General features: G+C 57.6%; 12 protein-coding genes. All 12 read right to left on the reverse strand.

The features are described from left to right. Positions 1-2 precede the first annotated feature (2 nt). Positions 3-578, reverse strand: a complete 576-nt coding sequence (locus tag ACUTQ5_RS05930; protein WP_445650481.1) for a type VI secretion system baseplate subunit TssE — start codon at positions 576-578, stop codon at positions 3-5. Then, the gene (locus ACUTQ5_RS05935; protein WP_445650482.1) at positions 578-1,396 is read right to left on the reverse strand and encodes a type VI secretion system accessory protein TagJ; all 819 of its coding nucleotides are present in this window, start codon (positions 1,394-1,396) and stop codon (positions 578-580) included. The genes ACUTQ5_RS05930 and ACUTQ5_RS05935 overlap by 1 nt, the downstream gene beginning before the upstream one ends. Before the next feature lie 17 nt (positions 1,397-1,413). After that, complete coding sequence (locus ACUTQ5_RS05940; RefSeq protein ID WP_445650483.1) at positions 1,414-2,400, reverse strand: type VI secretion system-associated protein; 987 nt, start codon at positions 2,398-2,400, stop codon at positions 1,414-1,416. 30 nt (positions 2,401-2,430) lie between these two features. After that, entirely contained in the window at positions 2,431-3,204 is a 774-nt protein-coding gene (locus tag ACUTQ5_RS05945; protein ID WP_445650484.1) for a PP2C family protein-serine/threonine phosphatase, read from the reverse strand. After that, positions 3,204-4,955: a type VI secretion system-associated FHA domain protein TagH gene (tagH, locus tag ACUTQ5_RS05950; protein WP_445650485.1), complete on the reverse strand. Its 1,752-nt coding sequence runs from the start codon at positions 4,953-4,955 to the stop codon at positions 3,204-3,206. The genes ACUTQ5_RS05945 and tagH overlap by 1 nt, the downstream gene beginning before the upstream one ends. A gap of 277 nt (positions 4,956-5,232) precedes the next feature. Next, positions 5,233-5,715: an Hcp family type VI secretion system effector gene (locus ACUTQ5_RS05955; protein WP_445650486.1), complete on the reverse strand. Its 483-nt coding sequence runs from the start codon at positions 5,713-5,715 to the stop codon at positions 5,233-5,235. Positions 5,716-5,994: 279 nt separating this feature from the next. Then, a complete protein-coding gene (gene tssC, locus ACUTQ5_RS05960) occupies positions 5,995-7,500 on the reverse strand; it encodes a type VI secretion system contractile sheath large subunit (protein ID WP_261282731.1) in 1,506 nt (501 codons plus the stop codon). A 3-nt stretch (positions 7,501-7,503) separates the two neighbouring features. Then, positions 7,504-8,040: a type VI secretion system contractile sheath small subunit gene (gene tssB, locus ACUTQ5_RS05965; RefSeq protein WP_012145725.1), complete on the reverse strand. Its 537-nt coding sequence runs from the start codon at positions 8,038-8,040 to the stop codon at positions 7,504-7,506. 104 nt (positions 8,041-8,144) lie between these two features. Beyond that, on the reverse strand, positions 8,145-9,170 hold the full coding sequence (gene tssA / locus ACUTQ5_RS05970) for a type VI secretion system protein TssA (protein WP_445650487.1): 1,026 nt from the start codon (positions 9,168-9,170) through the stop codon (positions 8,145-8,147). A gap of 23 nt (positions 9,171-9,193) precedes the next feature. Beyond that, positions 9,194-9,913, reverse strand: coding sequence for a type VI secretion system-associated protein TagF (gene tagF / locus ACUTQ5_RS05975; protein ID WP_153860951.1), 720 nt, complete (start codon positions 9,911-9,913; stop codon positions 9,194-9,196). Positions 9,914-9,931: 18 nt separating this feature from the next. Further along, positions 9,932-13,570 (reverse strand): type VI secretion system membrane subunit TssM, encoded by a 3,639-nt coding sequence (gene tssM / locus ACUTQ5_RS05980; RefSeq protein ID WP_445650488.1) that lies wholly within the window; start codon positions 13,568-13,570, stop codon positions 9,932-9,934. Continuing rightward, on the reverse strand, positions 13,570-14,772 hold the full coding sequence (locus tag ACUTQ5_RS05985; protein WP_445650741.1) for a DotU family type VI secretion system protein: 1,203 nt from the start codon (positions 14,770-14,772) through the stop codon (positions 13,570-13,572). The genes tssM and ACUTQ5_RS05985 overlap by 1 nt, the downstream gene beginning before the upstream one ends. Positions 14,773-14,782: the final 10 nt, after the last annotated feature.

A 14,782-nucleotide genomic window follows, 5' to 3' on the forward strand; every position in this document is an offset into this window, starting at 1 on the left:
GCTTACCCTATGTCTTTCAGATCGAAGTGGCCGTTCTCCAGGTCCACGTCGGTACGGAACAGAAACTCCAGCGGATAGGGCACGCACCACAGGCGTCCCTTGATTTCGATCGACAAGACGTTGTGCAGCTCCAGCGAGCCGGTGTCCGAAATGCAGCGCACCTGCAGCCCTTCGGGCAGGATGCGCGGTTCGAAATTGAGGATGGATTCAGTCAGCGCCAGCTGAATATCCTGCCACTCGATGTCCGACATGCGTTTGCCGGCCAGCGAGGCGATGCCGTAGTTGAGGGTTGAACGCCGTACCTGCGGAAAATCGCCCAAATCGAGACTGGACTCGCTGTTCACGCAGTTAAACAGCCACTGCAGGTCGCGCAGCACTCGGCGGCGCAGTTCGCTGTGTGAGACCAGGTTGCGTACCTGAGCTTCATTTTTTTTCTGCGGTTCGTCGTCGGTCAGCATGTCGAGCAGCACCGGCTGCATTTTGTCGCGTGACGTCAGGCGTTCGCTGTCCTGACGGGAGCGATAGCCCTGACGGCGCAGGTCACCATCATCATGTTGGGTTGGCCGCTTGCTGTTCATCAATAGGCGCTCGCGTTAAAACTCAGGTGGCGCAGGCTGTGTAGCGGGAACTCATCATTCTCGCTCAGCCAGGTTTTCAGGCCCTGTCCGGTGTAGTGCGGACCTTCGCCAAGCGCTTGCCATTCGGTACGTTTGCCGAGCAACAGCGCATCATCACTGCCTGCGATCAGGGGATAGCGGGCGGGCAGTTGGCAGACCTGCTCGCGACCGTCGTTCAGTCGCACCAGTGCGTGGCTCCACACCAGATCAACGGCACTTTGCGGGGCCTGGAACTGAATTTCCGCGATGTCGGCGAACGGCAGCCAGTAATAAGTGCCGTTCAATGCCAGTTCACAAACCGGGCCGAGACGACCATCACCGTCGGTCAACCAATCAAACGCCACGGACTGTGGCTGTTCAGCCAGGGTCAGTTGCCCGGCACTGGCCGGTGCCGCTTCCAGAGCCTGGTCGCGCAATGCCTGTGCCTGTTCGGCTTCGCCCAAAGCATCGTGACGCAACGCCTGGATCATGGGTTGCAACCAGGGCTGGTTTTGTTGCAGCAATGCGGGGGCTGCCTCACCGGCGAACACCGCCTGACGCTGCAGTTCCGCGTTGACCGACTGCATTAACAGCAACGTGGTGGGCTGGGCGATGGGCTTCAATGCCTGCCAGGATTTCAACTGCGCATTGGCGCGCTGCCAGTTGCCGCTTAGACACAGTAATTGCACCAGCGCGGCACGCAGATCGGCATCCGCCGGTCGCGCTTTGATCTCATTTTCCACTGCGCCGATAGCGGCGCTGACCGAGCCGCCTTGCAACATGTTTGTTAATGATTTCACAGAGCTTCCCTTAATAATCAGTGAGTGGCGTTGTTTACCGACAAGTAGCTGCCACTGGCAGGGTCAAGACGATCGTCGGCCAGCTTTTCCACCAGCTTGAAGTTCAGCGGTGTGGCCGGATTGGTAAGCAGTGGTTGCCAGGCGCGCTGGGCCTGCTCAATACGATGTTTGACTTTGGCGGTGTCTGCGGCTTCTTCACGCGGCATTTCGACAATCACTTCACCGTTAAATGACCAGGCGTGAAGCTGCGGGGCAAAAGGTAACAGCGCGAAACTGCCTGGTGCCTGCGGGTTGGCACCGAGTACCAGCCGCTGCACATTGGCGCTGACAACGTTCAAGGGGCGCTCGCCAACGTTGATCTTCACCAGCGGATAGCCTTGATAGAACGACAATGCCGGCGAGGCGGTTTTGCCATCTTGCTGTAGCGTTACGCTGCTGCTGCCGTTTAACCAGCCATCGTCACCACAACGCAGGGCGTCGCCACTCGGGATAAACAGCGCGCTGCCGTTGGCTTCTTCGCGCCAGTAGGTGCGGAAATGGCAGCCCTGTGGCAGGTCAAACTTTGGTACCGGTGCGCTATCTGCCTGCGGCGAGGTGACTGCCACGGCTGCGGGGATCACCGGTGCTGGGGGGGCAGCCGGTTCGACGGCCTGCTGTTTGTGTACCGGCTTCCAGCCCCGTGCCTTGCTGGCTTCGCCGGACGCCAGTTTTTCACCGCGTTTGTCGGTCAGGATCCAGGGGAGTTGGCTGGCTTTGGCACACTGCTTTGCTAACAGGTTGCCAACGCGTGGCAGGAAGTCGTCCAGGACTGCGGGATCTTTGCTTTGTGCCGAAACGATGCGCAGTGGGATGGTTTTGCCGCACCAGCTTGCCGGTTGGCTGTTTTTGACATCGTCTATAAACACTTCCAGCTTCTGGCTGGGGGAGTAGACCAAGCGATAATTCGCCGCCTGCGCGGCCGGTATCGCCACCAGGGCGATAAATCCGGGCATCCAGTATTTCATAGGTAACCTTGCTGTGAATTTGTACCTGACTCAGTCGCGGGACAGAAACCGCTCCGCATCCGCCAGAGAATGCAGCAGAGTGGTTTCCTGCGGTGAGCCAATCCAGACGGCGATAGCGCTGTAGTTATCGCTGTTATTATTTTTCTTCCATGCCTGCTCCATCAGGGCAATCCATTCGCTGGGGGAGTTGACCATATGCAGCGATTGTTCCAGTTCAGACTGGGTAAAGCTGTGCCAAAAACCGTCGGTACACAGCAGGAAAACGTCGCCGTCTTCCAGTTGCAACACGTCGCTATAGGTGGCGTCGCGTTCTTCATTCAGACCCAGGGCGAAATACAGCAGGTTGCTGTTGATGCCGCTGGTTTGGTAGCCGGCGTCCTGCATTTGCTGGATCAGGCTGTGGTCGGTGGTCACCGAATGCAGATAGCCGCGCCGGAACAGGTACAAACGGCTGTCACCGGCGTGCGCCCAGTAAGCCAGTTGGTAATCGCGATCGATAAACAGACTGACCAGCGTGGTGCCCATCTTGCCGTATTCGTCCGACTGCCGCTGCTGCTGGTGGATGGCGGCATTGGCACTGGCAATGTGTTGGCGAATACTCTGGGCATTCAGATGTTTTTCACCGTCGAAGTTTTGCAGGATGGTGTCGTGTGCCAGTTTGGCGGCAATGTCCCCACCGGGAAAGCCGGCGATGCCGTCACAGACCACGAAACAGGCGGCGCGGTTACCGACCACTTCACCGGTCTGATCCTGATTAGAGGCGCGGCCGCCCTGATTGGAGGTAGAGGCTATAGTGATATTCATTACGCGTCCGGTTGGGTCTGTGAGTCTTTATATTGATTCACTTCAACGTCATAGGCGTGAAGGAAGGCTTCGCCGAACAGGGTGTGAAAGTCGTCTTCGATTTCGCCGGAGGTTTGTTGATAGCTTTTCACGAAGTAATCCCACAGCGCCGCCTTACGGCTGGCCGGCAGGGATAAACGAGGTGCCGCGCCTTCCTGGCGCGCCTCTTCTTCAAGACGATCCGGATTAAACGACTGCAACATGGCGGCGATGATGGCGCGAATACCGGCGATCATGCCTAACTGGTGCGCCTGCAGGTCGATCAGTGCGTCGCGTACCGCCTGTTCCGGCGGCATAAACCCCGGCATCTTGCTGCCGAACATCTGCATTAATACCGTTTTTCCCGAGGGCAGCAGTTTGAACGGGTTATTGGCCTCGTCGAGGATCATGGTCATCTCGGCCTTCACGCCGCGCTTAAGGATTGAGCGTGAAGAGAGCAGGGCGACGGTCCCCTGAGAAAACAGGCTCAGCAGTCGACCGGCCTGACGGAGTTGCTGCTCATCAAAATGCGGCTGTGGCTGCAAGTCATCCAGACCCACCCCCTGTAGTAATGCGGCCAACAGTGGGCCTTCCAAGCGCTCCCCCGCCGGTGCGCTACCGTTTTGGGCTCGCGCTGTCTGATAGGCAATCGGATCGATACCCAAGCGGTTGGCCGGGCGTGGACGCGGTTGCGTTGGGGGCGGCAGGTTTGAAGGAGAAAGCTGTGGCTCTGGTTGCGGCATGGGCTCCGGCTGAGCGACCGGCTGCGGCGCGACTTTGGGTTGTGGTGCTTCCACCGGGGGGGGCATCACCGGTTGCTGTAAGGGGGGCGCTGGTGGTGGCACCGCAGTCGGAGGCTCTGGCTGTGCCAGAGGGACAGCACTGCCCATCAGCAGCCCGAGAGGATCGTTGCTGTTCAACGCGTCCGGTGATGTAGGGGCCGAAGAACCGCCAAACAGCGCCAACGGATCGAGTTCCTGTTCATTTTTTTCCAGCTCAGCGGGTTTGACCGACGCAGCTTGACTGGTCGTCGGGCGCTGTTCGGCCAACAGCGCACTCGGGGTGGTATCGGCCAAAATAGGATCGCGTTCGAAGGTGATGTCGGTGTTGAACAACATTGCCGGATCGGTTTGCTGCGACTGTAGTTGACGCAGTTCAACGTCACCCGCCAATTGTGCCAGCGGATCGGCCGGGTTCATCTCGCGCTCCGCCGTTTCCAGCAGCGGATGGCTGTCATGATTGATAACCGGCGCCGGGGGCGAAGTCTCCGTCGCGGTTGGCGTGAACTCTTCTACCAGGCTGTCCCAGATCTCATTCGGGATGGGGGCTGCCGATTTTTCTTTGGCGGCCGGTGATGAGGGGGCCGGCACCGTGTCGGCGCTTTTCACTGCCGGCTGAGTCTGCGGTGCAGCCGCTTGCTGTAAGGAGGTGACCTGGATCTGGTAATCGTCGATGCCGAGAATGTCACCATCCTGCAGCTCCACCTGACGGCCACGCTCCAGCGGGATATCGTTCAGCAACACGCGGGTGACGTTACCACGGTTGGTTACGCGACATTCGCCATCAGCAGAAATATGTACGATCGCCTGCAACCGGGAGATGGCGCGCTCTTCGTCCGGCAGTACCAGGTTGTTGTCCACGCTACGGCCAATGGTGCCGCCGGGCGGTAAAAAGTCGCAGCTGCTCTGTGGCGGAACCTGGCCACTTTTATTCTTAACAATAGAAAATCGCATAAGGCATTCCTGCTGATTAGGATATATTGCAGTTAATTATTATTTCGGTGTCTGGCTTACCAAAATCGGCGGTTATTTTGGTAAGCAAGTTTATGCTGGGTTTTTTGCAAATATTTAAGGGTTAATTGAGAACGGAGGTCAGTTATAAAAGTCAGCTGTCATCTTTGCCCCGGTGTTTGCTTGAAATATTGCCAGAATTGTTGGAAAGAGGAGTGATTCATCATTACGTCCTATGCAAGGAGATGCCCCATAATCAAGGGGCATCTTTATGGAAAGATTAAGCTTCGCGATTTTCCTTGATATTCCAACCTGCGCTGCTTTCTGCGCCTTTACCACCTTTATCGCTCTGCTCCCAGTATTGCTGTTTCACTTTTGATGCCTGGAAGGAGTAGGTTACGCCCACGGTGTCTTCACCGCCGGCACCGGTATACTGCACGGAAGTGACCAGCACGTCGTCCAGAGTGATTTTGACGTATTCAACCTGGCTGCCACCGGCTTTACAGACTGACAGTTCAATCTTGGTCAGGTGTTTACCGCTGGAGCAGTGTTTCAGCAGTGCCGGGGTTGATTTGTCGACCAGCGCGTTGACATGCAGATCGTTAAAGCAAACCTTACCGGCACCGCCACCACCACCCACACTCATGTTGCCTGGTTGAGAAGCGCCCCAGGAGAAAGAAGTAATGTCGGTCCAGCCTTTGTGATTTGAATCTTTAGATTCACCGCTGGCACCTTCAACTTTCAGAAACATATCAATAGCCATAGTATTTTCACTCTTTATTAAGGGTTAACAGTAGTATTAACGTTGCGTTGAAAAATTCAGGTAATAGCAGCAGGAGTTGAAATTTTGGTGATGCACTACCATTTAATATCCTTGTGCCATGCACCTCATTAAATACCGAATGTTGTCGGTATTAATTACCGAGTCATCATTAAAAAAGACAATGGCCCAATGCTGATTACTGAGGGTTATCCTGGTGACAACTATCACGGGGATTACCGGCAATGATGTCACCAGACCCACTGCCTGACTTTCAGCACATCAGGAGGCGTCGTTCTGCTTCAGTGAAGGCAGTTTCGATACCAGACGCAGGGAGACGGTCAAGCCTTCCAATTGATAGTGCGGGCGCAGGAAGAACTTGGCGCTGTAGTAGCCTGGGTTGTCTTCGATCTCTTCCACCTGTACTTCCGCAGCGGCCAGCGGTTTGCGCGACTTGGTTTCCTGTGAGGAGTTGGCCGGGTCGCCATCCACGTAGTTCATGATCCAGTCGTTTAACCAGCGCTCCATATCGTCGCGCTCGCGGAAAGAACCGATCTTGTCGCGGACGATGCACTTCAGGTAATGCGCGAAGCGGCAGCAGGCGAACAGATAAGGCAGGCGGGCAGAGAGCTGGGCATTGGCAGACGCATCGGCGTCGTAGTATTCCGCCGGCTTTTGCAACGACTGGGCGCCGATAAAGGCGGCAAAGTCGGAGTTTTTGCGGTGCACCAACGGCATGAAGCCGTTCTTGGCCAGCTCGGCCTCGCGACGGTCGCTGATGGCGATCTCGGTCGGGCACTTCATATCCACACCACCGTCGTCGCTCGGGAAGGTGTGGCACGGCAGGTTCTCCACCGCACCGCCAGACTCCACCCCACGGATCGCGGTACACCAGCCGAACTCTTTGAACGAGCGGTTGATGTTGGCGGCCATGGCGTAGGCGGCGTTGGTCCAGGTGTAGTTACCGTGGTTCGCGCCGTCGGTTTCTTCCTCGAAGTCGAACTCGTCAACCGGATTGGTACGGATGCCATACGGCAGGCGTGCCAGGAATCGCGGCATTACCAGGCCCAGATAGCGGGCATCTTCCGATTCACGCAGGCTGCGCCAGGCGGCGTATTCGGTATTTTGGAAGATCTTGGTCAAATCGCGTGGGTTGGACAGCTCCTGCCAGGACTCCATCTGCATCACGCTCGGTGCGGTACCGGCGATGAACGGGCAGTGGGAGGCGGCGCTGATTTTCGCCATCTCGCCCAGCAACTCAACGTCCTGCGGGCTGTGGTCGAAGTAGTAATCGCCCACCAGGCAACCGAAGGGTTCGCCACCGAATTGGCCGTACTCTTCCTCGTACACTTTCTTGAAGATGGGGCTCTGGTCCCAACCCACGCCCTTATGGCGCTTCAGCGTGCGGCCCAGCTCCTGCTTGGAAATGCTCATAAAGCGGATTTTCAGCATTTCGTCGGTTTCGGAGTTGTTAACCAGATAGTGCAGACCGTGCCAGGCGCCTTCCAGTTTCTGGAATTCAGCGTGGTGGATAATCTGGTTAACCTGTTGCGACAGCTTTTCGTCGATTTCGGCGATCAGCGCCTGAATGGTGCGGTAGGCGTCAGAGGAGACAGTCACGGTGTTTTCCAGCGCCTGCTGCGCCAGGGTTTTTACTGCATTTTCCACCGCTTCCTTGGCCTGGTCGGTTTTGGGACGAAACTCTTTGTTCAGCAGCGCGCTGAATTCATCGTTGGAGAAAGCTTCGCTGGTCTGCAGCGCTTTTTGTTGCTGAGGCGAGTTGCTCATCGATTAGTCCTCACGCTGATTGTTGTCGTCCGTGGCGGCCGGTTTCGGCGCATCGGTCAGGGATTGCAGTAAAGCGGGGTTTTGCAAGATCTTGGAGATCAGCTCTTCAGCGCCGTTTTTACCGTCCATATAAGACAACAGGTTGGAAAGCTGGGTGCGGGCGTCCAGCAGGTTGTCCAGCGCGTCGACCTTGCGGGCAATTGCAGCAGGGGAGAAGTCTTCCATGCTTTCAAACGTCAGATCGATATTCAACTTACCTTCACCGGTCAGGGTGTTGTCGACCTGATAGGCAACGCGCGGTTTCAGCGATTTCATGCGCTCATCGAAGTTGTCGATGTCGATCTCCAGGAACTTGCGCTCATCAACGCTCGCCTGTGGATCAACCGATTTCCCCACCAGGTCTGCCATCACGCCCATCACGAACGGCAACTGGATTTTGCGCTCTGCGCCATAAATTTCGACATCGTATTCAATCTGTACGCGCGGTGCGCGGTTGCGGGCGATAAATTTCTGCCCGCTACGGGATTTCGAGTTTGGCATGATTTACTCCATCTAATGGCGATTGGGAACGCGCCTCTTCCGGCTTGGAGAGTCAGGTTCAAATGCGGTTATGAGTATCGTTAAGAGAACAAAGGGGTCGGCGGCTAGTTGTTCTCCTCGTTATCGGGGCGACCTAGAATGGTCTCCAGTTGGTTAAGACCATCGGGTGCCAAATCACGGATTATTTGCATAAAGTCCAGTGCAATCAGCCGCTGTACCCGATCGATCATCAGCGGCGCTGGATGGCTGGGCTCATGAAGACGAAAATAGTGTTTTACCTTGTCCAGCATCAGTTGGGCGTCGTCGCGTGACTGAATTTGCGCACTGCGCCAGTTGAGCGTGGCGGCCGGGGTCGTTGTGGCAGCGCTCGCCGGGGGGGCGGCGATATCATCTGGCTGTTCGGCTGGCTCGCTGACCGGGGCGCTGTCCTGGCCGAACTGAGCGACCAGGGCGAAAATTTTTGTCAGGTTGTGCATTTCCGGCAGGGCACTTTCACCCAAATGGCGAGTGACCGTAGTACGGATGGCTCCGAGGGTTTCGGCGATGCGTATCACCAATTGCGCTTCCGGGCGCTCCGGCTGAGACAATTCATCCTGCAGGCGCGCACGGCCACCAGGAAAGGTAGGGCACTCGAGCTTACTGCCGTCGAGCAGGGCCCCGGCGTCGCGTAACGAGATTTCACCGGTTGCCCCTTTCAGCAACGGCGCCGCGCGCACGCTGGTGGTCAGCGCGGCTTTGTCGCCGAGATCGGCCAGTGCGTTGATGCGAAACAGTGGGTCAGTTTCGCCGTCGAACTCCAGCAACGGCAGCAGTGTGTCCCAGTAGCGCTCCAGCGCCTGGTGGATCAGCATCAGGCCGTCGGCGTAGCCTTGCAACCCGCGCAGCTGTGTCCAGGCGCGGGTCAGGCACAGCATTACCCGTAAATCTTTGGTGCGTGTCAGCAGCGTGGTCGCGAGTCGTTCCACCTGCACCCAGTCCGGCGCTTCTGCCGGAATGATGGTGCTGCCGAACTGCTGCTCGCTCTTGCCGGTCGCAGCCTGCGCCATCGCCAGAAAGTCGGTGTCATATTCCAGGTTTTCACCGCAGGGATTTTCTGCGTCAACCGGGGCTAACAGGGTATCGATAGCCATAAAATTTCCTTTAACAGGCGAGGTTAATCAAACATCTGCGGATATTGACCGCCACGACCGGGGCGCGCCCAGCCATTGGGCTCAAACAGCAGAGAGAACAGTTGCACGGTAAGGTTACCGCTGTGCACATGGGTATAGAGCGGATGTCCATCAGCCTGATTGGTCCACCAGAAACTGGTGTATTGCGCCGGGTCGAAACAGTCGGCCGCCTGTTGCCAGCCCAGGCCGGGCACGTCCGGATGCTGGAAGCCGATAATCGACAGGATCTCGGAATCGGCCTCCGCCGGTGGGGTCGGCAGCGCAGGGATCTCCAGCAGCGAACGGTCGAGTTGCTCGGCGGAAAAACCATTGCGCACGCCATTGAGCAGCCGGTGGCCGAGCTGGTTGTACCATTCCGCCGCCATGTTCAACTGCTGAGTGCGCCAGTCTTGCTGGCAGAACAGGCGCAGGGCGCAGATCGGGTAATGACGACCTACCCGATCACGAGCGGGCAGCAGGCAGCCCATCTGAACATACTGACTGCCGAGCGTGGCCGGAATGACGAAGTTCCATACGGGCGCATTGCTGAAAGGATTTCCGTTCGGGCCCGGTGGATTACGCTGCAGATTCACCAGGCCGTTATGGAACCAGTGGGCCCAATTGTTCACCACCATATCCGGCAGGCGACGCTGCAGGAAGTCACCGGCGGAAGGGATCTTGCCATACCAGCCAATGCTTGTGGTCGGGCTCAGGTCATTGCTCATCATCTTGTCCTTTCGGGGCTACGGGCAGGAGAATGCCGGTAACTGGAACGGATTGCGGATACTGTTGGGAGTGAACTCCAGCGTTACGCGGTGGCCATCCAGGTTAAAGGTTGCCTGGCGGCCGAGGCTGCTGCTGCCGGCAGAAGTCTGCGCCATATCCACCAAACGGTTCAGCGCCCAGGGGCCGCTGGTGACCAGGCTGGCCGTAGAGCCGTTGGCCAGCGCCAGCTGCAGGTGCACCTGATTGGTATTACGGGTACCTGGCCAACTGATCACCAGAGGCACCTGCGGCCCGTGGCTGTATTTGAACAGTTGCCCGTCGATATCCAGCGTCAGGTTGAGGATGTCGTTATCCATCCGTACCGGTCGAACGGTCACGCGGTAAGACGGCGTTGCGGTGCCGTTGGCAAAGAAGGCGTCACGAATGCGTTGCGCCTGCTGAAATGAACGCAGGATACCTTCGCCACCGGGCAGCGTTTTGCCGTCTACGCCGGGAGTGAAACGCCAGTTGGCACGGGTGGTGTCGACCTTGCCCTGCAAATTGTCACGGAAGAAGCTGTCCATCAGCCCGCTGTTGGGCGCAAACATGCGTGCCAAATCGTCCGGCGTGACTTCCTGACGCGCCCTGGCGACCAGAGGATAACGCCCGGCAATCGCCTGACGGCAGAAGCTGCCGACTTCGACGCTGATGCGTTTCTTGACGTTTTCCATCTCTTTGCGTTGGGTGTCGCTGCTGGCACCAATCGCCAGCGACAGCAGCATCTGTTTGAACGGCACCGGCAAACGGCCCGATTCGGCCTGCAAGCGTGGAATGATATCGCTGGGCGGTGCCGACATGCCGCTGTTGGCCGCGCCCTGAACTGCGGTCAGGTAGCTGTACAGCTCATCAACCTGTTTCAGCACGCTGTCGAACGGGATCGCCTTGTTGCCTTCACCCTGACTTTGCGCTAGCTCGAGTAATGCGGCGAAATGCGCCATCACCAGTTGTTCCGGCTGGGCTGAGACATCGCCGTCGGCGTTGGCTGGTCGATTGGTGAATAGCGCTTCCAGTTGGTGGTTAGCGCTCTGGCTCAGCCGGTCTTCGGTTTTATCCAGCAGTGAACGGGAGTCAGCACTACTTTTCTCGTCGCGCAGGGTGACATTCTTGCTGGCGTTAACCAGCAGGTTACGCATCGGCGAAGGGTTGCCGGACAACAAACGTGCGCTGCTGATACGCTGGCTCAGGTTTCCGATATTGGCCAACTGAATATCACCCAGCAGTTCATCCCAGGCGCTGATAAAGTCCTGCATGTACAGTTGGCGAATGGTCTTGATCAAATCGGCGTTTTTCTGATCCGGCGTTTTGCTGTTCAGCACCCAAACATCTTCCTGACGCAGGGTATCGGTCACCGGATCAATATTGTCGTTGAAGGTTTTCCAGTAGCCTCGAGAGGTAAACAGGCCCGGTACCCCGTCGGTCACCGGTTTGCCACTTTTGCGCGAAAACGCCAGTTCGGTTTGTGGGCCGGCCAGGTCAACCAGGCTGACCGGTTTAATCTCGGTTTGCTTTAGTAGCAGACGTTTCAGACGGCCGTACACCCGCTGTGACAGGGGCGCCCGGTTTAGCGCGGCCTGCGCCTGTTCCACCATAGGTTCATCTTTGGCGTAAGGCGAAGCCTGGATCTGCCCGTCGAGCAGTTGGCTCAGGTGCCATTCAATCTGCTGTAGCTGTTTCTGGGTACTGCCCTGCGGCAGGTTGCGTTGCAGGTTGAGCATGACCCAGGCGCGCAGGAATTTGCCGTCGTACTGTTTCGGGAGATACAGCATCTGGTAGGCCTTCAGCGCTTCGTAGCTGAAATCGGCATCGCCATGGTTGTCGTTGCGCAGCGTAGTGGCGATCTGCTGTGCCACCTGCGGCAGCAGCAATTCCTTCAGTGCTTTTTGATACAGCGAGTCGCTGGCATCACTGACCTGCTCGCCACGATACAGCCCCATGCGATAGGTGAATGGGGGATCTTCCAGCGAGAAATTCTGACTGTCCGGCAAATGCAGCACGCTGTTGAGGAACGGCAGCAGCGAAAGCATATCGCCGTTGCCCAACTGCGTCAGACCCAGCCCCTGACGTTCTACGCCGGGCACCTTGGCGGCCACTTCAGCCAGATAAGCCTTGTTGTTGCTGTAGCTGGTGAACCAGAAAATCGCCAGGATCGCCAGGCAAGCCGCCAGCAGGATATAACCCGCCCAATGCACAGCGCGGTTACGGTATTCCCACCAGCGGTTGCTACTCGCCAACCCGGATTCCTGGAAAATCACCGATTCCAGCGTGTCTTTCAGGAAGAAGCTTTGGCCCTTGCCCGCCGGGATTGGCGCGGCCGAGTCCACATGGTTCCAGGCCGGGTTGGCGTGTGGTTGGCTGCTCGCCGTCGGCAATTGCAGGTAACGGTTCAGTTCGCCCATCACCCGGTCGAACGGCAGACCTTCCTGGGTACCGCTGGTAAAGTAAATACCGCGCGGGGTGAAGCGGGTTTCAAAACTGGAGGTGGCAAACACCTGTTCCAGATACTGGCCAAGCAAAGGACGCAGGGCCGCAAACTCCTGTGGGAACAGATAGCTTTCAGCACGCTGACGGCCATCATGTTCAACCAGCAAGGTCTCAGGCAGCGCGGCATCCAACCGCTGCTGAAGCAAGCCATACTGTTGTTCGAAGGTGACATTCAGATTGAAATCTGGCTGACGCGATGTCTCATAGGGGAAGGTGAACCCCCAAATTTGTTCGCGCTGCGCCTTATCAAAGCCGTTGAAATAGGCCATAAAGCCGTTAAGCAGGTCGGTCTTGGTCACCAAGACATAAACCGGGAAATGGATCCCCAACTGTTCATGCAGCTCAATCAGGCGTTTACGCAACGAGCTGGCCTGCGCGGCGCGGGCTTCGCTGCTGTCGCTCAACAGATCGGCGATGCTGATGGTCACCATCACGCCGTTGATCGGCTGACGGGTACGATATTTTTTCAGCAGTCCGACGAAGCTTTTCCACTCGTCGGCGTCTTCTTCGCGCTGGCTTTCCTGAGTGGTATAACGACCGGCGGTATCCAGCAGTACGGCGTCATTGGTGAACCACCAGTCACAGTTGCGGGTACCGCCCACCCCGCGCAGGGCAGACTTGCCGAAGCGGTCCGCCAGCGGGAAATGCAGGCCGGAGTTGACCAGCGCGGTGGTTTTACCGGCTCCTGGCGCACCGATGATCACATACCAGGGTAACTGGTAGAGGTACTGGCTGCTGAAGTGGGTCATCCAGCGGTGTTTGCTGTCCCCCTGACCCGGTGCGAAACGGGCTTTCTTCAACAATTGCGCCGCCTCATCAAAGCGCTGGGCCAACTGCTCATCCTGTTTGGCTAACGGCTTACCATTTTCAGCCGGAACTTCTTCGGCGGCACGCAGGTTACTTAGCAGGCGGCGGTTGAGCCAGGCACTGTAGATGCGTGGAATAATGCGACACAGGAACCAGATCAGATAGATAGCGCCGATGGTTAACTGGCGGTTAAGTTCCGGCTCCAGCGGCCGATAATCGCCGATCGCCACTAACGGGCCGATCATCCAGATGATGAACGCCAGCGCGGTAATGCCGGCAAAGCCCCATAACAGGCGGCTGGTGATGATGGAGAATAACGTACTGAGCATTACTTTCCGTTTCCTTGCGGCAAGCCGTTGATTTCCGCCTGGGTATTTTCTGGCGCAACCAACAGCGTAATTTCTACCCGGCGATTCAGCGCGCGGTTCACTTTGCTATTGTTCGGTGCGACCGGGTTGCTTTCACCGCGGCCTTCCGCCTTCACCCGTTGCGGGTTGTCGAGATGTTTCTGCAGTTGGGCGCTGACCGCGTCGGCGCGTGCCAGTGACAACTCCCAGTTGGAAGCGAAGCGCGCGCTGCGGATCGGCAGATTATCGCTGTAGCCGGTGACCAGGATCTTGCCGCTGACGCCGTTCATCGCTGCGGCAATGCGATCAATGACCGGGATATAGTTGCCGCGTACCGTCGTCGCGGCGGAGTCGAACAGGCCATCCCCTTTCAGGATCACCACGCTCTGTTGCGCTTCGTCACGCACCACTACCAGACCTTCGGCAATTTCTTTGCGCAGGAAGCTTTTCAGGCTCAGCGTCGGCGGAGCCGCCGGTGCCGGATTGCTGATGGCAACCTGTGGCAGGTTGGTCTGATAAATGGCTGCCAGCACCGGGCTGGTGCCATCGCCTAGCCGCCAGTTGAGGGCGATAAACAGCAATGACGCCAGAAAACCGGTCAGTGCTACGCAGGCCCATAATGGCACCAGAGGACGCCACAATTTTTGCTGTACCGGCAGATCCAGTGCGTTGGGGGACAGGGGGGGAGCGTAACCGCCGCGTACCGAGCGGATCAGTTGCAGCAGGCGTTGCTTCATGGTTTCCAACTGCGAGCGGCCATTCTCCATCACTCGATAGCGGCCTTCGAACCCCATCAGCAGGCAGAAGTTAATCAGTTCCAGCAGTTGGATGTGTTCGCGTGGGCTTTGTGACAGCTTGGCCAGCAGTTGGAAGAACTTCTCTCCACCCCAGGTTTCGTTGTGAAAAGTGACCAACAGCCCGCTGCCGGACCAGACGCTGCTGCTGCCCCAGGGCGTCAGCGCGGCGGCTTCGTCCAGCGCGGTGCACAGGCAATAACGTGCGCCAATAATCACTTCATATGGCAGATTGGCGCGTTGACCCTGGAGTTCGAAGTGGCGAATTTTATCGATCAGTTGCTGGCGCAGCTGCGCCGGATTGGCGTGGGTGGCGGATTGGCGGATTTGCGAAATGGCGTTCAGCAAAGGGTTCGCGGCTTCTACCAACGGGTTGCCTGCCGGCGTCATGTTATTTTCC

This window comes from Serratia sp. NA_112.1 (genome assembly GCF_052691715.1).